This window comes from Streptomyces sp. NRRL F-5650, from assembly GCF_000721365.1.
GTDB classification, from domain to species: Bacteria; Actinomycetota; Actinomycetes; order Streptomycetales; family Streptomycetaceae; genus Streptomyces; species Streptomyces ardesiacus.
This window is the reverse complement of sequence record NZ_JOGV01000015.1, coordinates 1-22067: the sequence shown is the minus strand read 5'-3', so window position 1 is coordinate 22067 and position 22067 is coordinate 1. Positions and strand designations below refer to the sequence as shown.

The window sequence follows — 22067 nt, the reverse complement described above, 5'->3', positions numbered from 1 at the left end:
CGAGCTCCCCATCGAAGTCCCCTCCTCACATCCGGAAGACGCCGAACTGGGGCTCGCCCAGCGGCGCGTTGGCACACGCGGTCAGGGCCAGGCCCAGCACCTGCCGGGTGTCGGCGGGCTCGATCACGCCGTCGTCCCACAGGCGGGCGGTCGCGTAGTAGGCGTTGCCCTGGTGCTCGTACTGGGCGCGCACCGGCGCCTTGAAGGACTCCTCCTCCTCGGCCGGCCAGTCCTCCCCGCGGGCCTCCATCTGGTCCCGCTTGACCGTGGCCAGCACGGACGCGGCCTGCTCGCCGCCCATCACGGAGATCTTGGCGTTGGGCCACATCCACAGGAAGCGCGGCGAATAGGCCCGCCCGCACATCGAGTAGTTCCCCGCGCCGTACGACCCGCCGATCACCACCGTCAGCTTCGGTACGCGCGTGCACGCCACCGCCGTGACCATCTTGGCGCCGTGCTTGGCGATGCCGCCGGCCTCGTAGTTGCGGCCCACCATGAACCCGGAGATGTTCTGCAGGAACACCAGCGGGATGCCGCGCTGGTCGCACAGCTCGATGAAGTGGGCGCCCTTCTGGGCCGACTCGGAGAACAGGATGCCGTTGTTGGCGACGATGCCGACCGGGTGCCCGTGGATCCGGGCGAAGCCGGTGACCAGGGTCTGTCCGTACTCGGACTTGAACTCGGCGAAGCGGGAGCCGTCCACCACGCGGGCGACGACCTCGCGGACGTCGTAGGGGGTGCGGGAGTCGACCGGCACCACGCCGTACAGGCTCTCGGGGTCCGCCTTGGGCTCGACGGCCGCCCGAACGCCCCAGGGGAGCGGGCCGCGCTCGGGCAGGGTGGAGACGATCTGCCGCACGATGCGCAGGGCGTGCGGGTCGTCCTCGGCGAGGTGGTCGGTCACGCCGGACACCCGCGAGTGGACCTCGCCGCCGCCCAGCTCCTCCGCCGTGACCACCTCACCGGTGGCCGCCTTCACCAGCGGGGGGCCGCCCAGGAAGATCGTGCCCTGGCCCCGGACGATCACCGCCTCGTCGCTCATCGCCGGGACGTACGCCCCGCCCGCCGTGCAGGAACCGAGGACGGCGGCGATCTGCGGGATGCCGGCGCCGGACATGCGGGCCTGGTTGTAGAAGATCCGCCCGAAGTGCTCGCGGTCGGGGAAGACCTCGTCCTGCATCGGCAGGAAGGCGCCCCCCGAGTCCACCAGGTAGAGGCACGGCAGCCGGTTCTCCAGCGCCACCTCCTGCGCCCGCAGGTGCTTCTTCACGGTCATCGGGTAGTACGTGCCGCCCTTGACGGTGGCGTCGTTCGCCACGATCACGCACTCCCGGCCGCTGACCCGCCCGATCCCGGCGACGACCCCGGCCGCCGGGGCCGCTCCGTCGTAGAGCCCGTCGGCCGCGAGCGGCGCCAGCTCCAGGAACGGCGAGCCCGGATCGAGCAGCGTGTCCACGCGGTCGCGCGGCAGCAGCTTGCCGCGCGCGGTGTGCCGGGCCCGCGCCCGCTCGCCGCCGCCGAGCCGGGCGGCGGCGAGCTTGGCGCGCAGTTCCCGAACGAGGGCGGCGTGCGCCTCCTCGTTGGCCCGAAAGGCCTCGGAGGCGGGGTCGGCCGCCGTCGTCAGCTCTGGTGCCTCTTGCATCCTGCGGTCCCCTCACCCAGTGATCGACCAGTTAATGAGCGTTAACGCATTTCCCTCAGGTTAACGACCGCTAACCTCCCTGTCTAGAATCGACTCCATGGCCACGAGAACCGACGCCCCCACCCGCCGCGAGCAGATCCTCAAGGAGGCCGCCCGGCTCTTCGCCGAGCGCGGCTTCCACGGGGTCGGCGTCGACGAGATAGGTGCCGCGGTCGGCATCAGCGGCCCCGGTCTCTACCGTCACTTCCCCGGCAAGGACGCGATGCTCGCCGAGCTGCTGGTCGGGATCAGCGACTCGCTGCTGACCGGGGCGAAGCGGCGGCTGGCGGAGGCGGACGGCGCGGCCGGCTCCGGGGCGGGCGCCGGTGCGAGGGGGCCCGAGGCGGTCCTCGACTCGCTCATCGAGGGGCACATCGACTTCGCGCTCGACGACCGTCCGCTCATCACCCTGCACGACCGTGAGCTGGACCGCCTGCGGGACGCCGACCGCAAGCTGGTGCGGCAGTTGCAGCGGCAGTACGTCGAGCTGTGGGTCGGGGTGCTCCGGGAGGTCTACCCGGCCCTCGCCGAGCCCGCCGCCCGTTCCGCCGTCCACTCGGTCTTCGGCCTCCTGAACTCCACCCCCCACCTGGGCCGCCCGGGGCGCGCGGCGACGGCGTCCCTGCTGCACCGGATGGCGCGGGGGGCGTTCGCGGCGGTGGGGGAGACGCAGGCGGGGGCGGAGGAGGGCGCAGGGGGTGCTTCCTCGCCGGAGCGGGAGTGACGAGGGTTACCCGCGTCCCGGTCTGGACGCCTCTGGCTACCCGCCGGTACCGTGACTCTGAGCAAGCGCTTAGATATTCGTACCCTGGAGGTGGCGCGGTGCGCCGTACGGTGTTCAACGAGGACCACGAGGCGTTCCGGGAGACCCTGCGCGCCTTCATCGAGGCCGAGGTCGTCCCCGTCTACGACGACTGGTTCGCCGCGGGCCAGGCGCCGCGCGACTTCTACTACAAGCTCGGCGAGCTGGGCATCTTCGGCATCAACGTGCCCGAGGAGTACGGCGGCGCCGGCATGGACAGCCACAAGTTCGAGGCCGTCCTCTACGAGGAGACCGCCCGCGCCGGCGTGCAGTTCGGCGGCTCCGGCGTCCACGTGCTGCTCGCGCTGCCCTACATCAACATGCTGGCCACCGACGAGCAGAAGAAGCGCTACCTGCCGAAGTTCGTCACCGGCGAGGAGATGTGGGCCATCGCGATGACGGAGCCCGGCACCGGCTCCGACCTCGCCGGCATGAAGTCCACCGCCAAGCTCTCCGAGGACGGCACCCACTACGTCCTCAACGGCGCCAAGACCTTCATCACCGGCGGCGTGCACGCCGACCGCGTCATCGTCTGCGCCCGCACCGCCGCGCCCACCGCCGAGGACCGCCGCCACGGCATCTCCCTGTTCGCCGTGGACACCAAGTCCGAGGGCTACTCGGTCGGCCGCAAGCTGGACAAGCTGGGCCTGCGCACCTCCGACACCGCCGAGCTGGCCTTCGTCGACGTCAAGGTCCCCGCCGAGGACCTGCTCGGCGAGGAGAACAAGGGCTTCTCCTACCTCGGCCACAACCTCGCCTCCGAGCGCTGGGGCATCGCCTTCGGCGCCTACGCCCAGGCCAAGGCCGCCGTCGAGTTCGCCAAGCGGTACGTGCAGGAGCGCACCGTCTTCGGCAAGCCGGTCGCCCACTTCCAGAACACCAAGTTCGAGCTGGCCGCCTGCCAGGCCGAGGTGGACGCCGCCGAGGCCGTCGCCGACCGCGCCACCGAGGCCCTGGACGCCGGGGAACTCACCCCCGCCGAGGCCGCCAGCGCCAAGCTGTTCTGCACCGAGGTCGCCCACCGTGTCATCGACCGCTGCCTCCAGCTCCACGGCGGCTACGGCTACATGAACGAGTACCCGATCGCCCGCCTGTACGCGGACAACCGCGTCAACCGCATCTACGGCGGCACCAGCGAGGTCATGAAGATGATCATCGCGAAGAACATGGGGCTGTAGACCGGTCCCCCGGCCGCGAAGCCACCCGCCATGAGCGAAGCACTCCAGTCCCTCCTCGACCTGCTCGACCTCGAGCGGATCGAGGAGGACATCTACCGCGGACGCTCCCGGTCCGCCGTCGTCCCCCGGGTCTTCGGCGGACAGGTGGCGGCGCAGGCCATGGTCGCCGCGGGCCGCACGGTCCCCGGCGACCGGCACGCGCACTCCCTGCACGCGTACTTCCTGCGCCCCGGCGACCCCGGCGCCCCCATCGTCTACAACGTCGACCGGCTGCGCGACGGCCGCTCCTTCACCACCCGCCGCGTCGTCGCCGTCCAGCACGGCAAGCCGGTCTTCACCCTGTCGGCGTCCTTCCAGACGTACGAGGAGGGCCTCGACCACCAGGCGCCCATGCCGCCCGCGCCGGACCCGGCGACCCTCCCCACCGGCGAGGACCGGCTGCGCGGCTACCCGCACCTGCCCGCCGACACCGTCGAACGCATCCTGGAGACCCGGGCCGCCGTCGACCTGCGCCACGTCGACGACCCGCCCTTCGGCGACTTCGGCACCCCGCGCGAACCGCACTCCCAGGTGTGGTTCCGCACCAACGGCAAACTCGGGGACGACCCCCTGCTGCACGTCGTCCTCGCCACCTACGTCTCCGACATGACCCTGCTCGACTCGGTCCTGCTCGCGCACGGCCGCGGCGGCTGGGCCGTCGGCGACGTCGTCGGGGCCTCGCTGGACCACGCCATGTGGTTCCACCGCCCCTTCCGCGCCGACGAATGGCTGCTGTACGACCAGCAGTCGCCGTCCGCGTCCGGCGGCCGGGGACTCGGACAGGCCCGCATCCACACCCGGGACGGGCGCCTCGCCGTGTCGGTCGTCCAGGAGGGCGTGGTGCGCGTCCCCCGGGAGCGCTGAGGGACGCGCGGGGCCGGGGCGGCTACCGCAGCCCCGCCTCCGTCAGCAGGTACGCCGTCATCGGGTCGTAGTGGCGCGGGCTGACCACGTGGTCGTCCAGCGGCACCGCCACCTGGAGGGTGCCCTCGGACTCGGCGAGGAAGAGGGCCGGGTCGTTGCAGTCCGCGTAGCCGACGGAGTCCACCCCGTGCTGGGCGGCGTACCCGGCCCAGCCGTGGTCGGCGACCACCAGGTCCGGCAGGGGGCGGCCCTCGCGCTCCAGGCCGGTCAGGATGGCCTTCATCGGCTCGCCCGAGTGGGTGTGCCACAGCGAGGCCCCGTGTTCGAGCACCGAGACGTCCGCGAACTGCTGGACGTACCCCTCCTCGGTCGTCAGTCCCTCCGGGATCACCACGATCTCGCAGCCCGCCTCCCGCAGCGCGGCGGCCGTGGCGCGGTGCACGTCGAGCAGCCCGCCGGGGTGGCCGGTCGCGAACAGCACCCGCTGCCCGCCGTCGGCCGCCTTGCGCAGCCGCCCCGCCATCCGCTCCAGCGCGGAGACGGTCAGCTCCGGGTCGATCGTGTCCTGGCCGTACCGGTACTCCGGGTCGTCGTTGACCCCGACCCGCTCCGCCATCACCGCGAGCACGTCCTGCTCGTCGCTCCAGCGCTCGCCCAGCTCCAGACCGAGCCAGTAGTGCCGGTCGCCGTTCGCCAGCTTCCGGTAGTGGGAAAGATTGTTCTCGCGGGGAGTGGCGACATCGCCCGCGATGCGCGTTCTGACGAGGTGCTCGGCGAGTTCGGCGCGGCTGGGTGTCCCGGGTATCGGCATGGCTCCATTGTGTAGCAGCCGGGCCGCGGACAGCAGCCGGTCCCCGGCGGGACGGCCGACGGGTAGCCGATTCCACCAGTCCCGGCAGCGCGTATGGACGGAATGTACATGTCGCGGCGGTATTGCGGCCCTCTAGTCTGCGACGACCGGCCGGCCGACGCGTCAGTACAGTCGTGCGGCAGCAGTACATACGCGACGAAGCGTACGAAGGAAGGCAGTGCATGAGCAGCAACGAGACGCCCCGCGGTCCCGTCGACTCCTCCCGGGTCCCGCGTTACGCCGGACCCGCGACCTTCGCCCGGCTCCCGCGCCTGGACGAGGTCGGAACCGCCGACGTCGCCGTCGTGGGCGTGCCGTTCGACTCGGGCGTCTCCTACCGCCCCGGCGCCCGCTTCGGCGGCAACGCCATCCGCGAGGCGTCCCGCCTGCTGCGCCCCTACAACCCGGCCCAGGACGCCTCCCCCTTCGCCCTCGCCCAGGTCGCGGACGGCGGCGACATCGCCGTGAACCCCTTCAACATCCACGAGGCCGTCGAGACGATCGAGGCCGCCGCCGACGACCTCCTGGACACCGGCGCCCGCCTGATGACCCTGGGCGGCGACCACACCGTCGCCCTCCCGCTGCTGCGCTCGGTCGCCAAGAAGCACGGCCCGGTCGCCCTGCTCCACTTCGACGCCCACCTGGACACCTGGGACACCTACTTCGGCGCCGAGTACACCCACGGCACCCCCTTCCGCCGCGCCGTCGAGGAGGGCGTCCTCGACACCTCCGCCCTCTCCCACGTCGGCACGCGCGGTCCCCTGTACGGCAAGAAGGACCTCACCGACGACGAGAAGATGGGCTTCGGCATCGTCACCTCCGCCGACGTCTACCGGCGCGGCGCCGACGAGGTCGCCGACCAGCTCCGCCAGCGCATCGGGGACCGTCCGCTGTACATCTCCATCGACATCGACTGCCTCGACCCCGCCCACGCCCCCGGCACCGGCACGCCCGAGGCCGGCGGCATGACCTCCCGCGAGCTGCTGGAGGTCCTGCGCGGCCTCGCCTCCTGCAACCTGGTCTCGGCCGACGTCGTCGAGGTCGCCCCCGCCTACGACCACGCGGAGATCACGTCGGTGGCCGCGTCCCACACCGCCTACGAACTGACCACCCTCATGTCCCGCCGGATCGCCGCGGACCGTTCCCGGTGACCCACGACCACGACCTGGTGCTCCGCCGGTCTGTGCTGCGACCTCCAACCGGCGTGGCGGCCTGAGGGAACCGGTGTCCGGCCCGCCCGAGGGGTGCGGGCCGGACGGGTCGTGGCGGGTGGGCGGTCAGGCGGGGAGGCGGCCGTCCCGGACTGCTGTGACGGACGGTGACCAACTGGCCGGCGGGAGATGCGACTGCCGCCCTCGTTGCCGCCGTACGTCGACTTGCGCCAGCCGTGCGGCAAGGAGGCGTTGGGGGTGGTGGGTTCCTTCACGGTGCTCGGCTCCCGGCACCCGACCCGGCCGAAACCGGACACGGCGGGGCCTACCAGATCGCCTCCACCCACTCCGGGTGGTCGACGAACGGGTTGCGGTTGTGCTGGTAGTCGTCGTAGATCACCTGGTTGCGGTGCTCCTCGAAGGCGTCCGGCGGGTCCTCGTCGTTCCACGCCTTCAGCACGGAGAGCTTGCCGATGTACGGGTTGCTGCCGTTGCCGACCTGGCCGTTGACCTCCAGGTCGGCGAAGCCGTCGCCACCCTCGTAGCGGACGGCCATGTAGAAGATCATGCGGGCCACGTCGCCCTTGACCGCGTCCCGGGGTTCGAAGGAGTCGGAGTCGGTGAGGCTGCCGCCGCCTCCGCTGACCGCGCTGCCGCCGTTGTCGAAGTCCTTGTTGCCGCGGGCGCTGTTGACCTGGACGTCGGAGGGGCGCAGGTGGTGCAGGTCGGTGCCGGGGCCGGTGGCGGTGCCGAAGTCGCCGTGCGACTTGGCCCACACGTGCTCGCGGTTCCAGTCGCCGGTGTCGCCGCCGTTGAGCGACTTGCTGCGGGAGACGCCCGAGTACAGCAGGATCACGTTGCCGGTGTCGTCCGGGTCCTCGTCGGTGGCCTTCAGGGCGTCCCAGACCGCCGAGTACGACAGCTTCGTCTGGTCGCTGATGATCGTGTGGAGCGAGGACTTGAGGCTCGTGCCCGTCTTGCCGATCGCGTCCTTGTAGTACGTCGAGTCGTAGTCCGTGTCCGCCGTCGTGGCCGCCGTGGCCGGGCCCGCCGTCAGTGAGGGGGCGGTGAGCCCGGCGAGTACGACGACCGCGGCGAGGGCCGCCGCCTTCGGGCGCCGGATGCGTATCGCGAGCATGTGGGGTGTCCGATCTACGCGTGTGGAGTTGTGTGGTTCCACGAGCGTGACATGGACATGTTGGAGGTGGGGTGTACGGAGGGTGACGATTCAGTGACGGTAGGCGGAACCGGCTCAGCCCAGCAGTTCCGGCAGCGCCTCCCGGAGGCCCGCGAGCTGGGCCCGGTACCCGGCGTTGAACTCGGCCAGCGGACGCTCGCCCAGGTTGGCGTCGAGGGCGGCACGCTGCGACGGCACCACGGAGGGCAGCGCGCGGAGCACCTCGGCCGCCGCCTCCGCGTGCCGCCCCTTCTGCACGGCGCTCACCAGGTCCTCGAAGAGATCCAGCTTCAGGGCCCTGATCCGTGCGTGCGGACTGTCCTTGCCCCCGAACTCGTCCTCCGCCGTCGGTCTCTGGCCACTGTGGGGGTCCGCGACGAACTTGAGCACCCGAAGTGTCGCGTAGAGCCGCCCGGCCAGCCTCGCGTCGCTTTCCCTCTGTTCCGGCACGGGGCATTACTTGCCCTCCCGGGGCCTTCGCATCCCGGCTTTCGGAAAACGGCCAACTTCCGTCCATTTCCCGCCTCTAGGGTGTCCGGCATGCGCCCAGGAACCCTTCGAACCGCCCTCGTCGCCCTCACCGCCGTCCTCGCGGCGGCCGGCTGCCTGACCGCCGCCGGACCGGCCGCCGCACAGGGCGGGCGGCACCCGGCCGACGCCTGCTCGCCCTCCGTCTCCCTCACGGGCTTCACCGACGTCCTCGACAAGACGACGTACGACGGCACCTACGTCGGCAACCTCTCCGCCCTCGCCCCCGGCCGGGACGGCTCCCCGGCCGCCCTCTCCGACCGGTCGGAGCTGTTCCGGCTGGACGCCCGCACCCTGGAGCCGCGCGGCGTGATCACCCTCGCCGACGAGAAGGGCGCCGCGCTCGACTCCGAGGGTCTGGTCGCCGACCGGGACGGCACGTACCTCGTCTCCTCCGAGACCGAGCCGTCCGTGCGCCGCTACTCCCGCACCGGCGAGCTGCTCGGCCGCCTGCCCGTACCCGGCGACCTGCGGACCGCTCCCGAGGGCCGCGCGCGGGCCAACGGCAGCTTCGAGGGGCTGACGCTGCTGCCCGGCGGGCGGACCCTGCTCGCCTCGATGGAGTACCCGCTCGACGGCGACCCCGCCGACCTGGTCCGTTTCCAGACCTGGCGGCGGACGGGGCACGGCGACTTCCGCACCGGCGCCCGCTACGCCTACCGGACCGACCCCGGCCTCGGCGTCTCCGAGGTCACCGCGACGCCCGACGGCCGCCTCCTCGTCCTGGAGCGCGGCTTCACCGCCGGCGTCGGCAACACGGTCCGCCTCCACCTCGCCGACCGGCCCGTCCACGGCACCGTGCTCCACAAGCGGCTCCTCGCCGACCTCGCCGACTGCCCCTCCCTCGGCGCCACCGCCAAGCAGCCCCAGCCCAACCCGCTCCTCGACAACTTCGAGGGGATGGCGGTGACCGGCCGCTCCGGGGGCCGTCTGGAGGTCCTGGTGGTGAGCGACGACAACCAGAGCGACGTCCAGACCACCCGCTTCCTCAGGCTCCGCGTCCGCGCCTGATTGGCCCCGGGCCGGCTCCGCATTGTTACGGCGGGATGAAATCCCCGCTCGCCCGTGTTGGTGCCTTCCGGCAGATCAGGTGAGCAGGACGACCGACCGGAGGGCACGGCGTGGACGCGCAACGGGGCTGGGTGCGACGACTGGCGGGGTACGCCTGGCGGTATCCCAAGGACGTCGTGCTGGCGCTCGGGGCCTCGCTGGGCGGCATGGCCGTCATGGCCTTCGTCCCGTTGATCACCAAGGTGATCATCGACGACGTGATCGGCGACAAGACCCGGGACATGGCCGTCTGGGCCGGCCTCCTGATCGGCGCCGCGCTCGCCGTGTACGCCCTGACGTACGTCCGCCGCTACTACGGCGGCCGGCTCGCCCTCGACGTCCAGCACGACCTGCGCACCGACATGTACGGCACGATCACCCGGCTCGACGGGCGACGGCAGGACGAGCTGTCCACGGGGCAGGTGGTCGGGCGGGCGACCAGTGACCTCCAGCTCATCCAGGGCCTGCTCTTCATGCTCCCGATGACCATCGGGAACGTCCTGCTCTTCCTGATCTCCCTCGTGATCATGGCGTGGCTCTCCCTGCCGCTCACCCTGGTCGCGCTGGCCGTCGCCCCCGCCCTGTGGTTCATCGCCCGCCGCAGCCGCGCCCGGCTGCACCCCGCCACCTGGTACGCGCAGGCGCAGGCCGCCGCCGTCGCCGGGGTGGTCGACGGCTCGGTCAGCGGCGTACGGGTGGTGAAGGGCTTCGGGCAGGAAGAGCAGGAGACCGGCAAGCTCCGCGAGGTCGGGCGCCGGCTATTCGCCGGGCGGCTGCGTACGATCAAGCTGAACGCCACCTACACCCCGGCGCTCCAGGCCGTCCCCTCGCTCGGACAGGTCGCCATGCTCGCCCTCGGCGGCTGGCTGGCCGTGCGCGGGCACATCACCCTCGGCACCTTCGTCGCCTTCTCCACCTACCTCGCGCAGCTCGTCGGCCCGGTCCGCATGCTCGCCATGGTGCTCACCGTCGGCCAGCAGGCCCGCGCCGGCACCGAACGCGTCCTCGAACTGATCGACACCGAACCGGCCATCGAGGACGGCACCAGGACCCTGCCGGCCGACGCGCCCGCGACCGTCGAGTTCGACGACGTCGCCTTCGCCTACGACACGGGCGACGGCGAGGGACGGCCCGTGCTCGACGGGCTCTCCTTCGAGATCCGCGCCGGCGAGACCCTCGCCGTCGTCGGCTCCTCCGGCTCCGGCAAGTCCACCGTCTCGCTGCTCCTGCCGCGCTTCTACGACGTGACGCGCGGCGCCGTCCTCGTCGGCGGGCACGACGTGCGCGAGCTGACCCTCGACTCGCTGCGGTCCGCCGTCGGTCTGGTGCCCGAGGACTCCTTCCTCTTCTCCGACACCGTCCGCGCCAACATCGCCTACGGCCGTCCGGACGCCACCGACGAGGAGGTCGAGGCCGCGGCACGGGCCGCGCAGGCGCACGGCTTCATCACCGAGCTGCCCGAGGGCTACGACACGACCGTCGGCGAGCACGGCCTGACCCTCTCCGGCGGCCAGCGCCAGCGCGTCGCGCTCGCCCGGGCGATCCTCACCGACCCCCGGCTGCTGGTCCTGGACGACGCCACGTCCGCCGTGGACGCCCGCGTGGAGCACGAGATCCACGAGGCGCTGAAGCAGGTCATGCGGGACCGCACCACGCTCCTCATCGCGCACCGCCGCTCCACCCTGGGCCTCGCCGACCGCATCGCCGTCCTCGACCGCGGCCGCCTCGCCGACCTCGGCACCCACGAGGAACTCCAGGAGCGCTCCGCCCTCTACCGGCGCCTGCTCACCGACCCCGACGAGCTGGGCGGCGTCTCGCCCGGCCACACGCCCCCCGCGGCACCGGCCGAGGACACCTCCGTCCGGGACGAGCTGGACGCCGAGTTCGACGCCGAGCGCGGGGTCACGCCCCGGCTGTGGACCGGCGACCGCACGCCCAAGGACACCGCGCTCGCCGGCACCCCCGCCACCCCCGAACTGCTCGCCCAGGTCGACGCGCTGCCCCCGGCGAACGGCACCCCGGACGTCGACGAGACGGCGGCGGTGCGGCCCGAGTCGTCCTACGGCCTGCGCCGTCTGCTGCGCGGCTTCCGCACGCCGCTGCTGGTCAGCCTCGCCCTCGTCGCCGTGGACGCGGGCATGGGACTGCTGCTGCCGGTGCTGATCCGGCACGGCATCGACGACGGCGTCACCCGGGTCGCCCTCGGCGCGGTCTGGGCGTCCTCGCTGCTCGGGCTGCTCGCCGTACTCGCCCAGTGGGCGGCGCAGACCGGCGAGATCCGCATGACGGGCCGGACCGGCGAGCGGATCCTGTACGCGCTCCGCCTGAAGATCTTCGCCCAGCTCCAGCGGCTCGGCCTCGACTACTACGAGCGCGAGCTGACCGGGCGGATCATGACCCGGATGACGACGGACGTGGACGCGCTGTCGACGTTCCTGCAGACCGGACTCGTCACCGCCTTCGTCTCGGTCGTCACCTTCTTCGGCATCATGGTCGCGCTGCTGGTCATCGACGTGCAGCTCGCGCTGATCGTCTTCGTGACGCTGCCGCCGCTGATCGTCGCCACCTACTACTTCCGCAGGGCCAGCGTGAAGGCGTACGAACTGGCCCGCGAGCGGGTGTCCGCGGTCAACGCCGACCTCCAGGAGTCGGTGGCGGGCCTCAGGATCGTGCAGGCCTTCCGGCGCGAACGGGACGGCGGGCGGCGCTTCGCCGAGCGCAGCGACAGCTACCGGCAGGCCCGCATCCGCGGACAGTGGCTGATCTCGGTCTACTTCCCCTTCGTGCAACTGCTGTCGTCGGTGGCCGCGGCGGCGGTGCTGGTCGTGGGCGGCGCGCGGATCGACGACGCGACGCTGACGACCGGCGCGCTGGTGGCGTACCTGCTCTACATCGACCTGTTCTTCGCGCCCGTCCAGCAGCTCTCCCAGGTCTTCGACGGCTACCAGCAGGCGTCCGTCTCGCTGGGCCGCATCCAGGAACTGCTGCGCGAGCCGACCTCCACCCGCGCCGCCGAGCAGCCCTCCGAGGTCGCCTCGCTGCGCGGCGAGATCGCCTTCGAGGACGTGCACTTCAAGTACGGCGACGACGAAGAGGCCCTCACCGGCATCGACCTGCGCATCCCGGCCGGGCAGACCGTCGCCTTCGTCGGCGAGACCGGCGCCGGGAAGTCGACGCTGGTGAAGCTGGTGGCCCGGTTCTACGACCCGACCGGCGGCCGGGTCACCGTCGACGGGCGGGACCTGCGCAGCCTCGACCTCACCTCCTACCGGCACCGGCTGGGCGTCGTCCCGCAGGAGGCGTACCTCTTCCCGGGCACCGTCCGGGACGCCATCGCCTACGGCCGTCCCGACGCCACCGACGCCCAGGTGGAGGCGGCGGCACGGGCGGTCGGTGCCCACGAGATGATCGCCACGCTCCGGGGCGGCTACCTCCACGAGGTCGCCGAGCGGGGCCGCAACCTCTCCGCCGGGCAGCGGCAGTTGATCGCGCTGGCCCGCGCCGAGCTGGTCGACCCCGACGTGCTGCTGCTCGACGAGGCCACGGCGGCCCTGGACCTGGCCACCGAGGCGCAGGTCAACCAGGCCACCGACCGCGTCGCGGGCCGCCGCACCACGCTCGTCGTCGCCCACCGGCTCACCACGGCCGCCCGCGCCGACCGGGTCGTCGTCATGGACGGCGGGCGGGTCGCCGAGGACGGCACCCACGACGAACTGCTGGCCCTGGACGGGCGGTACGCGCGGTTGTGGCGGACCTTCGTCGGCGCCCCGGAACCGGAGGAGCCGGTCGGGGCGACGCGCTGAGGCGCCGCCGCGTGCGCGCAACCGTGCGACAGGCGCCCTGCGTCCGTACATGCGTGCATGCGTCCGTACGCGCATTCGTACGCGCATCCGTACGTCGACAGTGTTCGCCCGACGGAAGGGGACCGCAGTGGGCCGGGCCGGTGCCGCAACCCGCCGTCGGCTGGCGCTCGGCACGGCCGTGCTGAGCGCGGCCGCGCTGCTCGCCGTCGGGCTGCCGCAGGACGCCGGGGCCGCCGCCGCGGGGTGCGGCGGCCGGACGGTGCGCACCCTGCACTTCGCCACCGGGTCCGTCCTCGTCCACAAGCGCGGCGGCTACGTGTGCGCCCTCACCGTCCCCAAGAAGCCCGGCATCAAGCGGGAGATGTCCGTCGGCGTACGGGCCCGGGGCGGCCGGGCGGTCGTGGACTCGGGCCGGTTCGCGCAGCACGCCGGTCCGGTGACCGTCCACGCCGGGAACCGCTGCGTGTGGGTGACCGGCAAGGTGGCCAAGAGCTCCGTCAGTTCCGGGTGGATCCTCTGCTGACCCTGGTGTTCGCGGGAGTTGCTCCGATAGCTTCCGGCGGACATCCGTTTCAGAGGGAGGGTGCATGCGCAAGGCGCTCAGATGGCTGCTGGCGCTCGTGGTGCTCATCGGCACCGTCAGCACGGCGGGCGCGGCCACCGCCGCCGAGCCGAAGGCCGTCGACATCAAGGACCGGCTGCTGTCCATACCGGGCATGAGCCTGATCGAGGAGAAGCCGTACACCGGTTACCGCTTCTTCGTCCTCAACTACACCCAGCCGGTGGACCACCGGCACCCGTCCAAGGGCACGTTCCAGCAGCGGATCACCGTGCTGCACAAGGACGTGAACCGCCCGACGGTCTTCTACACCGGCGGCTACAACGTCTCCACGAACCCCGGCCGGCGCGAGCCGACCCAGATCGTGGACGGCAACCAGGTCTCCATGGAGTACCGCTACTTCACACCGTCCCGGCCCGCCCCGGCCGACTGGTCCAAGCTGGACATCTGGCAGGCCGCCGGCGACCAGCACCGCATCTTCGAGGCCCTCAAGCCCGTCTACCCGAAGAACTGGATCTCCACCGGCGGCTCCAAGGGCGGCATGACCGCCACCTACTACGAGCGCTTCTACCCGCGCGACATGGACGGCGTCGTCGCCTACGTCGCCCCCAACGACGTGGTGAACAAGGAGGATTCGGCCTACGACCGCTTCTTCGCCCGCGTCGGCACCAAGGAGTGCCGCGACAAGCTGAACGGCGTGCAGCGCGAGGCACTGGTGCGCCGGGCGCCGCTGGAGAAGAAGTACGCGGCGTACGCGGCCGAGAACGGCTACACCTTCTCCACCATCGGCAGCCTCGACCGCGCCTACGAGGCCGTCGTCCTCGACTACGTGTGGGGCTTCTGGCAGTACAGCACCCTCGCCGACTGCGACGGCATCCCGGCCGACGCCGAGAACGCCACCGACGAGGCGATCTGGGACTCCGTCGACACCATCTCCGGCTTCTCCGCCTACACCGACCAGGGCCTGGAGACGTACACGCCGTACTACTACCAGGCGGGCACCCAGTTGGGCGCGCCCACCATCCACTTCCCGCACATCGAGAAGAAGTACGTCCGCTACGGCTACCAGCCGCCGCGCAACTTCGTGCCCCGCTCGATCCCGATGAAGTTCGAGCCGTCGGCGATGCGGGACGTCGACACGTGGGTGCGGTACAACGCCCGCCAGATGCTGTTCGTCTACGGCGAGAACGACCCGTGGGGCGCCGAGCCCTTCCGGCTCGGCCACGGCGCGCGCGACTCCTACGTCATGACCGCGCCCGGCATGAACCACGGGGCGAACGTGGCCGGCCTGGTGCCCGACCAGAAGGCGTTCGCCACCGCCCGCATCCTGGAGTGGGCGGGCGTCGCCTCTGCCGAGGTCCGGGAGAACCCGTCGGCGGCCGAGCCGCTGGCGGCGTTCGACGCCAGGCTGGACAAGCGGGACATCGAACGCGAGCCGGCGCTGCGCCCGTAGCACGGCGGTCTGTGCCCGGCCGCTCACCGGGGCCGGGCACAGCCCACCGGGCGGTCCCCGCCGAGCCGGACGTAGAGCACGGTCGAGGCGGGGCAGTCCGCGCGGACGGCGACCGCCTCGACCACCTGGAACCCGCGCCCGCGCCCGCCCGGGGCGGCGCAGGCCACCTCGCGGACCCTGCCGCCGCCGACGTCGCGGACGCAGTCGCCGACGACGGTGCGCGGGCCGCCCCCGGCGCCCGGATCGCCGGGGTGCGGGGGCCGCAGCCGGCGCATGCAGGCGTAGCCCCGGGGCACGATCCCGTCGCCGTCCTCGTCGGCGGACGGCCGGTGCTCGCTGAGGTGCAGGACGAAGTCGGTGGTGCCGGGGCACGGGGGTCCGTCGCTCGCCCGGCCGTCCTCCCGCGCCACCACCCGGGCCACCGCCCGTTCGCTCCCGCACGGCACCTCGCCCACCCCGGCCGGACCGGACGAACTGCACTCACCGGCCGCCAGGAACACCGCCCCGTATCCGGACGGTCGGACCCCGGCGGTGTCCGTTCCCCCGTGCCCCGGCCCCGGCAGTCCACGACAGCCCGCCAGCACCGCGCCCGCCAGCGCCACCGAGACCGCGCACGGCACCCCGCCGGCCCTTCGCACACGCATCGCCGCCCCCCCTGCGCTCCCCGGCCCAGCGTGACCCGCCGGGGCGGGCGCACGCCAGACGCGCGGGAGGCGCCGCGCACGGGGGACGGGAGCGCCCCCGGCGCGTGCCGCGGGCCGCGCTACGACCGGTAGGTGAGCCCGTGCCCGAGCGGGAGGAGCACCGTGTCCGGGTCGTCCGCGCGCACCACCGGCACCGGCAGCTTCCCGCGCGGCCGCACCCGCCCGGCGATCACGCGGGCCGCCGCCCGCACCTCCACGTCGGTCCAGGAGTAGGCGGCCAGGACGGCGGGGACGCCGGGGAGGTGCGCGACGTCGTACGGGTTGCGCACGGCGACCGCGACGACCGGCTTCCCCGTCTCCAGCAGCCGCGTGACCAGCGTGCGCTGGCTGCTGCCCGCGGTCACGTTGTAGGTGGCGACGACCACCGCGTCGGCGTCCCCCGCCGCGGCGACGGCGCGGTCGGTCACGGCGGCGGAGGGGGCGGTGCCGGTGGACAGGGCGGTGGCCGTGAAGCCCAGCTCCGCGAGCGCGTCCGCGAGGACCTGGGTGGGCGGCCCGGTCGTGCCGGACGGCGAGGCCGGATCGGCGCCCACCACCAGCAGCTTGCGGTGGGTCCGGCGCGACAGCGGCAGCAGCCGCCCCTCGTTGACCAGCAGGGTGGTGGTCCGCTCGGCGATGCGGTCGGCCGCGGCCAGGTGGCCCCGGGTGCCGACGGTCCGGTCGACGTCCCGGCGGCTGGTGTACGCGTCCCGGAACAGGCCCAGCTTGGCCTTCAGGCGCAGCACGCGCAGGATCGATTCGTCCAGCCGCGCCTCGGTGAGTTCGCCGTCCTTCACGGCCGTCAGCACGGCGTTCCAGGCGAGCGGCAGGTCCGGCGGGTTGAGCAACTGGTCGACGCCCGCCCGCAGCGCCAGCACCGGCACCCGCGCGTCGCCGTTTCGTGCGCACGCCCTCCATGCCGAGCGAGTCGGTCACCACGACCCCGTCGTAGCCCAGCTCCTCGCGGAGGATGCCGGTGAGGATGGGGCGGGAGAGGGTGGCGGGGTCGCCGGAGTCGTCGAGCGCGGGGACCATCAGGTGGGCGGTCATGATCGCGTCGATGCCGGCCTCGATCGCCGCGCGGAAGGGCGGGGCGTCCAGCTTCTCCCACTGCTCACGGCTGTGCGTGATGACCGGGAAACCGGTGTGGCTGTCGGTGGCGGTGTCGCCGTGTCCGGGGAAGTGCTTGGCGCACGCGGCGACGCCGGAGCCCTGGTACCCCGTCACCTCGGCGGCCACCAGCCCCGCCACCGCGTCCGGGTCGGCACCGAAGGACCGTACGCCGATGACGGGGTTGGCCGGGTTGACGTTCACGTCGGCCACGGGGGAGTAGTCCTGGCGGATGCCCAGGGCGTGCAGCTCGGCGCCCGCGATCCTGCCGAGGGCACGGGCGTCGGAGTGCGACCCGCCCGCCCCGACGGCCATCGCGCCGGGGAAGAGGGTGGCGGGGGCGCCCACGCGGGCCACTATGCCGTGCTCCTGGTCCGTGGAGATCAGCACGGGCAGACCGCGCGGCTGCTCCAGGGACGCCTTCTGGATGCCGTTGGACAGGTCGGCGATCTGGTGCGGGTCGCGGGTGTTGTGCGCCCAGGCGAAGTAGATGATGCCGCCGACCCGGTACTTGGCGATCAGCTCGGCCGCGGTGCGGACGCCGATCTCCTTGAGGTTGGCGTCGATGTCCGCCTGGTCCGGGTCGGTGGCGGAGTGGCCGTAGACCCGCATGACGAAGAGCTGGCCGACCTTCTCCTCCAGCGTCATGCGGGAGATGAGGGCGCGGAGCTTGTCGTCGTCGGGCCTGCGGGCGTCGGCGTACGCCGTGCCGCCCCCGGCCGCGAGGGCCGCGGTGACGACCGCGGTGGCGGTGAGGACGGTGCGTCTGGAGGGCTGTGCGGTGCTTCCCGTGCCGGCCGTGCTGCTGTGGTGCACGTGCGCTCCTTCCGGAGGGCTGGTGAAGGAAACTGCCAAGGGGTCACCAATATCCGGGAAGTTTCTGCCAGTCAAGGGACCGCACAGGAGTCGCACGAGGGGCGGCCGGAGGCGAGGGGCTGGAGACACCGGGGCGCCGGGGCGCCGGGGCGCCGGGGCGAAGGTGACCGCCCCGGGGTAGTCCTTCGGCCCCCTGTGCAACGTACGCCGGTCCCGGGGCAGTTCTGGGGTAGTCGGGACGCATTCGGCGGTCCACGCCTACGCCTTCGATCAGACGTGCTTCTCGAGCATGGCCGTGAGGTGAGATCTGGGGGCACCTCCGACCACGACGTCTACCGTCTGGCCGCCCTTGAAGAGCTGGAGGGTGGGGATACTGCGCACGCCGTACCTGGCCACGGTCGCCGGGTTCTCATCGACGTTCATCTTCACCATGGCCACCTTCCCGTCGTAGTCCGCGGCAAGAGCATCCAACGTCGGGGCAAGGACTCTGCAGGGACCGCACCACGGCGCCCAGAAGTCCACGAGGACAGGGCCCGGAGCATCCAGGACATCGCCCTGGAACGATGCATCGGTGACCGGTTTGAACTTGTCGGGAGAAGAAGGCATGAGACTCCTTGCCGCTCGGCGATGAACCTCTCCCCCAGAGAGAAGAGGCTTGGGGGACAGAGAGTAGTCGCGTCGTCACGGACTGGCCGTCAGGCCACACGCAGCCGACGGCCAAGCTTCCGCACCGTGCCCGGCTTCCCCTCCTCCAACACCGCCAGGACCTGGCCCGCGTAGTCCGCAGCCCACTCGGAGTCATGCTCGGGGCGGCTCGTCAACCACGTGCGAGCCCTTGTCCCGGACGGTCCGGACCAGGGTGCGGTCGACGAGCAACTGCACGGCGGCGCGAGCCGTCGGCCGGGAGACGCCGAACTCGTCGGCGATCCGCGCGGTGGGCACCGACCGGGGCAGGGGGCAGCGCCGGGTCAGTTGGAGGCCAGGGGTCGGGGGCCCGGGGTGTCGTGGGCGGAGACCGCCGGCCAGTGGGACCGCAGGGTGCGCACCGTTTCCGCGATCGCCGGGCGGCGTGCGGCGCCCGTGCGCCACAGGGCGTACAGCCGCCGTACCGGCATCGGGTCGAGCGGCACCTCCACCACCCCCGCGGGCAGCGGGCCGCGCCCCAGCCGGGGGATGAGCGCGACGCCGAGACCGGCGGCGACCAGTGCGACGAGCGTGGGGTTCTCGTCCGCCTGGTGGACGATGTCCGGCTCGTGTCCGGCGCCCCGCAGCGTCCGCATCAGCCAGTCGTGGCACACGCGCCCGGGCGGCTGGCAGATCCACCGCTCCCCGCCCAGCTCCGATCGCCGTACCGCCCTCCGCTCCGCGAGGCGGTGTCCCTCGGGCACCAGCAGGTCGCACAGGTCCTCCCCGATCGGCGCCTGCTCCACCCCGGCCGGGGCCGGCAGCGGGGCGATGTCCCAGTCGTGCGCGACCACCAGGTCGACCGCGCCCTTGGCCACCAGGTCCACGGACAGGTGCGGGTCGACCTCGGTGAGCCGTGCGTCGAGCGCGGGGTGGCGTGCCGCCAGGTCGGCCAGGACGGACGGCATCAGTCCGCGCGCCGCCGACGCGAACGCGGCGATCGTCAGCCGCCCCGAGGGCACCCCGCGCCGCTCCTCCAGCCGGGTCTCCGCCCGCTCCACGATGGCCAGCAGCTCACCCGCCGTGGCGACCAGGTGCCAGGCGTCGTCGGTGAGCCGCACCCCGCGCCCCTCCCGCTCCAGGAGCACCGTCCTGGTCTCCCGCTCCAGCTTGGCGATCTGCTGGGACACGGCGGACGGGGTGAAACCGAGCGCGGCGGCGGCCGCCCCGACGGTCCCGTGCACGGACACGGCGTGCAGGGCGCGCAGTCGCTGGAGGTCGAGCACGAGGGGCTCCCGGGGCGAGACGAGGGTGGGGAAGCATTAGCGGTGCTTCATCCAACCATGCAGCAATCATCGCTGGTGCTACACGGTCCCTCGGGCCGATCCTCGACCCATGCGACCTTCCCACCTCCTCCTCGCCGTGCTCGTCGCCGCCGTCTGGGGCGTCAACTTCACGGTCGTCGAGATCGGCCTCGACCACTTCCCGCCGCTCCTCTTCTCCGCCCTGCGCTTCCTGGCCGCCGCGCTGCCCGCCGTCTTCCTGGTGGGCCCTCCCAAGGTGGCCTGGAAGTGGACCGTGGCGGTGGGACTGGTCCTCGGCGTGGCCAAGTTCGGCCTGGTCTTCGTGGGCATGGACGCCGGCATGCCGGCCGGGCTGTCCTCCCTGGTGCTGCAGATCCAGGCGGTGTTCACCGCGGTGATCGCCGCCGCGGTCCTGCGGGAACGCCCCTCCCGCGTCCAGGCCCTGGGCATGCTGGTCGCGCTGGCCGGCATCGGCGTGGCGGCGGTCGACGAGGGCACCTCGGGACCCCTGGGAGCGTTCCTGATGGTGGTCGGCGCCGCGGCGGCCTGGGGCGTGTCCAACGTCCTGACCCGCAAGGCGTCCCCGCCCGACGCGCTCAACTTCATGGTGTGGGTCTCCACCGTCCCCGTGCTGCCCCTGCTGGCCCTCTCCCTGCTCACCGAGGGTCCCACCGCGGACCTCGCCGCCCTGCGCTCGCTCGACTGGCAGGGGGCGGGCACGATCCTCTTCGTCGCCTGGGTCTCGACCGTCTTCGGCTTCGGCGCCTGGGGTCTGCTGCTGCGCCGTCACCCCGCCTCGACGGTCGCGCCGTTCTCCCTCCTGGTCCCGGTCTTCGGCATGTCCTCGGCGGCCCTCTTCCTCGGCGAGCCGGTGACGCCCCTGCGCTGGTGCGCGGCGGCGCTGCTGGTGGGCGGGGTGGCGCTGACGACACTCACCCGCGCCGGCCGCGTGCGCACGCCGGACCGGCTCGCGGCCCGCTCCCCCCACGGGACCCGGAAGGTGATCACCGGGGCCCGCCCGCAGCCCGAAGCTGGACGGCCCCCCGTCCCGGCCGAAGAATCCGTCGGGTGACGTCCGCGCCGCCGGGCAGGCCGGGTCTGGAAGGTCCGCTCACGCCGCGTCCGTGAGCAGCCGGGCGAGGTGCTCGCGGCCCTCGGTGAGCAGCCCGGGCAGCGGGGCGGCCGACTCGTACCACCGCTTCTCGTACTCCCAGCACAGCCAGCCGTCCCACCCGTGCCGGGACAGCACGTCGACCACCTCGGTCAGCGGCAGCACCCCGGCGCCCAGCGCCAGCGGCGTGGTGTCCTCGGCGGAGGCGATGTCCTTGACCTGGACGTAGCCCAGGTGCGGGGCGAGCGCCGCGTACGACTCGAAGGGCTGCTCCCCGCCCAGCCAGGTGTGCATCACGTCCCACAGGGCGCCCGCCTGCCGGTGTCCGACCAGCCCGAGGACGCGCATCGCGTCGGCGCCCGTGCGGTGCGAGTCGTGGGTCTCCAGCAGGATGCGCACGCCGACTCCGGCGGCGTACTCGGCGGCCGTGCCCAGCCGCCGCGCGGCCGTCGCGTCGGCCTCTTCGGGACTCTGCTCGCTGCCGCCGCCGGGGAAGACGCGGATGTACGGGGCGCCCAGGTCGCGGGCGAGGTCGAGCAGCCCCCGGATCTCGGCGAGTACGGCGTCGTCGTCCCCGGGCGCGGCGACCCGCGCGTACCCCGCGACCCCCAGCGGCTCGACCCCGGCCGCCTTGAACCGGGCGGCCACGGCGGCCCGTTCGTCGGGGCCCAGGCCCGGGTGGACCGGTTCCTCCGGGTGGGCGCGCAGTTCGACCCCGTGGTAGCCGTGCGCGGTCGCGAGCCCCAGCACGTCGGCCAGGGGCATTCCGGGAACACCGAGAGTGGAGAACGCCAGCTTCATGCCCACGGAGCGTACCCGCGATGACCGCGTTCACCTGTCGACGCGTGCCGCGAATCCACCCCGGTCGCCCGGGGACACGGGCCGCCACCCTCAGCCCGGTCGCCCGTCGACACGGGCCGCCACTCTCAGCCCGTCCGGCGTTTGAGGACGAGGCCGTTCAGGCCGAAAGGGGGTTTGGGGGCGCAGCCCCGAGGGCCGGCCCGCACCGACTGCTGACACGAGCCGCCACCCTCAGCCCGGTCGCCGATGGACGCGGGCCGCTACTCTCAGCCCGTCCGGCGTTTGAGGACGAGGCCGTTCAGGCCGAAAGGGGGGTCTGGGGGCGCAGCCCCCAGGGCGGCCCACACCGACGCGGGCCCACCGCGTCACCAACGGTCCGTTTCACCCCCGCGGCCGTCCGGAGGACCCCCGCACCATCAACTCCCCCCGCACCGTGGCGATTCCCCCCACCGGCGCGTCCTCCCGCCCCATCGCGACCCGCCC

General features: G+C 72.9%; 18 protein-coding genes and 1 pseudogene. 9 read left to right on the top strand and 10 right to left on the bottom strand.

The annotated features are described in order from the left end of the window. Nucleotides 1-25: 25 nt before the first annotated feature. A complete protein-coding gene (locus IG88_RS0115915; protein ID WP_031040748.1) occupies nt 26-1642 on the bottom strand; it encodes a carboxyl transferase domain-containing protein in 1617 nt (538 codons plus the stop codon). A 97-nt stretch (nt 1643-1739) separates the two neighbouring features. On the opposite strand from IG88_RS0115915, the gene IG88_RS0115910 reads away from it, so the two are divergent. From IG88_RS0115910 to IG88_RS0115900, 3 genes are all read left to right on the top strand, one after another. Next, nucleotides 1740-2405: a TetR/AcrR family transcriptional regulator gene (locus tag IG88_RS0115910; protein ID WP_051851925.1), complete on the top strand. Its 666-nt coding sequence runs from the start codon at nt 1740-1742 to the stop codon at nt 2403-2405. A gap of 98 nt (nt 2406-2503) precedes the next feature. Beyond that, a complete protein-coding gene (locus IG88_RS0115905) occupies nt 2504-3661 on the top strand; it encodes an acyl-CoA dehydrogenase family protein (RefSeq protein ID WP_031040741.1) in 1158 nt (385 codons plus the stop codon). A 30-nt stretch (nt 3662-3691) separates the two neighbouring features. After that, the gene (locus IG88_RS0115900) at nt 3692-4564 is read left to right on the top strand and encodes an acyl-CoA thioesterase (RefSeq protein ID WP_031040740.1); all 873 of its coding nucleotides are present in this window, start codon (nt 3692-3694) and stop codon (nt 4562-4564) included. A 22-nt stretch (nt 4565-4586) separates the two neighbouring features. Here IG88_RS0115900 and IG88_RS0115895 read toward each other — a convergent pair whose 3' ends face one another. Continuing rightward, the gene (locus IG88_RS0115895) at nt 4587-5375 is read right to left on the bottom strand and encodes a phosphatase (protein ID WP_031040737.1); all 789 of its coding nucleotides are present in this window, start codon (nt 5373-5375) and stop codon (nt 4587-4589) included. Nucleotides 5376-5596: 221 nt separating this feature from the next. Between IG88_RS0115895 and speB the strand changes: the two genes are divergently transcribed. Then, nucleotides 5597-6565, top strand: a complete 969-nt coding sequence (gene speB, locus IG88_RS0115890; protein ID WP_031040734.1) for an agmatinase — start codon at nt 5597-5599, stop codon at nt 6563-6565. 325 nt (nt 6566-6890) lie between these two features. Here speB and IG88_RS0115885 read toward each other — a convergent pair whose 3' ends face one another. Together IG88_RS0115885 and IG88_RS0115880 are read right to left on the bottom strand one after the other, a co-directional pair. Then, the gene (locus IG88_RS0115885; RefSeq protein ID WP_031040729.1) at nt 6891-7703 is read right to left on the bottom strand and encodes an endonuclease I family protein; all 813 of its coding nucleotides are present in this window, start codon (nt 7701-7703) and stop codon (nt 6891-6893) included. 114 nt (nt 7704-7817) lie between these two features. Beyond that, on the bottom strand, nt 7818-8192 hold the full coding sequence (locus IG88_RS0115880; RefSeq protein ID WP_031040726.1) for a hypothetical protein: 375 nt from the start codon (nt 8190-8192) through the stop codon (nt 7818-7820). Between the two features lie 90 nt (nt 8193-8282). Here IG88_RS0115880 and IG88_RS0115875 point away from each other — a divergent pair, with 90 nt between their 5' ends. The 4 genes from IG88_RS0115875 to IG88_RS0115860 all read left to right on the top strand — a co-directional run bounded on the left by IG88_RS0115875 (nt 8283) and on the right by IG88_RS0115860 (nt 15135). Further along, on the top strand, nt 8283-9281 hold the full coding sequence (locus IG88_RS0115875) for an esterase-like activity of phytase family protein (RefSeq protein ID WP_031040724.1): 999 nt from the start codon (nt 8283-8285) through the stop codon (nt 9279-9281). Nucleotides 9282-9391: 110 nt separating this feature from the next. Beyond that, nucleotides 9392-13123, top strand: a complete 3732-nt coding sequence (locus IG88_RS0115870; protein ID WP_031040722.1) for an ABC transporter ATP-binding protein — start codon at nt 9392-9394, stop codon at nt 13121-13123. A gap of 127 nt (nt 13124-13250) precedes the next feature. Beyond that, nucleotides 13251-13646: a hypothetical protein gene (locus IG88_RS0115865; protein ID WP_031040720.1), complete on the top strand. Its 396-nt coding sequence runs from the start codon at nt 13251-13253 to the stop codon at nt 13644-13646. A 64-nt stretch (nt 13647-13710) separates the two neighbouring features. Beyond that, complete coding sequence (locus IG88_RS0115860; RefSeq protein WP_031040719.1) at nt 13711-15135, top strand: S28 family serine protease; 1425 nt, start codon at nt 13711-13713, stop codon at nt 15133-15135. Between the two features lie 23 nt (nt 15136-15158). Here IG88_RS0115860 and IG88_RS0115855 read toward each other — a convergent pair whose 3' ends face one another. From IG88_RS0115855 to IG88_RS0115835, 5 genes and pseudogenes are all read right to left on the bottom strand, one after another. Beyond that, the gene (locus IG88_RS0115855) at nt 15159-15779 is read right to left on the bottom strand and encodes a hypothetical protein (RefSeq protein WP_031040717.1); all 621 of its coding nucleotides are present in this window, start codon (nt 15777-15779) and stop codon (nt 15159-15161) included. 119 nt (nt 15780-15898) lie between these two features. After that, nucleotides 15899-17744: pseudogene (locus IG88_RS38710) on the bottom strand (glycoside hydrolase family 3 protein). 270 nt (nt 17745-18014) lie between these two features. Then, nucleotides 18015-18350, bottom strand: coding sequence for a thioredoxin (trxA, locus tag IG88_RS0115845; RefSeq protein ID WP_031040713.1), 336 nt, complete (start codon nt 18348-18350; stop codon nt 18015-18017). A gap of 192 nt (nt 18351-18542) precedes the next feature. Next, a complete protein-coding gene (locus tag IG88_RS43390; RefSeq protein WP_158853962.1) occupies nt 18543-18686 on the bottom strand; it encodes a GntR family transcriptional regulator in 144 nt (47 codons plus the stop codon). Between the two features lie 26 nt (nt 18687-18712). Further along, the gene (locus tag IG88_RS0115835; protein WP_031040711.1) at nt 18713-19654 is read right to left on the bottom strand and encodes a LysR family transcriptional regulator; all 942 of its coding nucleotides are present in this window, start codon (nt 19652-19654) and stop codon (nt 18713-18715) included. 109 nt (nt 19655-19763) lie between these two features. Here IG88_RS0115835 and IG88_RS0115830 point away from each other — a divergent pair, with 109 nt between their 5' ends. After that, nucleotides 19764-20744 (top strand): EamA family transporter, encoded by a 981-nt coding sequence (locus IG88_RS0115830; RefSeq protein ID WP_031040706.1) that lies wholly within the window; start codon nt 19764-19766, stop codon nt 20742-20744. A gap of 39 nt (nt 20745-20783) precedes the next feature. Here IG88_RS0115830 and IG88_RS0115825 read toward each other — a convergent pair whose 3' ends face one another. Next, the gene (locus IG88_RS0115825; protein WP_031040703.1) at nt 20784-21584 is read right to left on the bottom strand and encodes a sugar phosphate isomerase/epimerase family protein; all 801 of its coding nucleotides are present in this window, start codon (nt 21582-21584) and stop codon (nt 20784-20786) included. Nucleotides 21585-22067: the final 483 nt, after the last annotated feature.

Excerpts from the sequence above, each read along its gene's own strand:
- IG88_RS0115915 (WP_031040748.1), bottom strand. The coding sequence starts at position 1,642 with ATGCAAGAGGCACCAGAGCTGACGACGGCGGCCGACCCCGCCTCCGAG.
- IG88_RS0115910 (WP_051851925.1), top strand. The coding sequence starts at position 1,740 with ATGGCCACGAGAACCGACGCCCCCACCCGCCGCGAGCAGATCCTCAAG.
- IG88_RS0115900 (WP_031040740.1), top strand. The coding sequence starts at position 3,692 with ATGAGCGAAGCACTCCAGTCCCTCCTCGACCTGCTCGACCTCGAGCGG.
- IG88_RS0115895 (WP_031040737.1), bottom strand. The coding sequence starts at position 5,375 with ATGCCGATACCCGGGACACCCAGCCGCGCCGAACTCGCCGAGCACCTC.
- speB (WP_031040734.1), top strand. The coding sequence starts at position 5,597 with ATGAGCAGCAACGAGACGCCCCGCGGTCCCGTCGACTCCTCCCGGGTC.
- IG88_RS0115885 (WP_031040729.1), bottom strand. The coding sequence starts at position 7,703 with ATGCTCGCGATACGCATCCGGCGCCCGAAGGCGGCGGCCCTCGCCGCG.
- IG88_RS0115875 (WP_031040724.1), top strand. The coding sequence starts at position 8,283 with ATGCGCCCAGGAACCCTTCGAACCGCCCTCGTCGCCCTCACCGCCGTC.
- IG88_RS0115860 (WP_031040719.1), top strand. The coding sequence starts at position 13,711 with ATGCGCAAGGCGCTCAGATGGCTGCTGGCGCTCGTGGTGCTCATCGGC.
- IG88_RS0115855 (WP_031040717.1), bottom strand. The coding sequence starts at position 15,779 with ATGCGTGTGCGAAGGGCCGGCGGGGTGCCGTGCGCGGTCTCGGTGGCG.
- trxA (WP_031040713.1), bottom strand. The coding sequence starts at position 18,350 with ATGCCTTCTTCTCCCGACAAGTTCAAACCGGTCACCGATGCATCGTTC.
- IG88_RS0115830 (WP_031040706.1), top strand. The coding sequence starts at position 19,764 with ATGCGACCTTCCCACCTCCTCCTCGCCGTGCTCGTCGCCGCCGTCTGG.
- IG88_RS0115825 (WP_031040703.1), bottom strand. The coding sequence starts at position 21,584 with ATGAAGCTGGCGTTCTCCACTCTCGGTGTTCCCGGAATGCCCCTGGCC.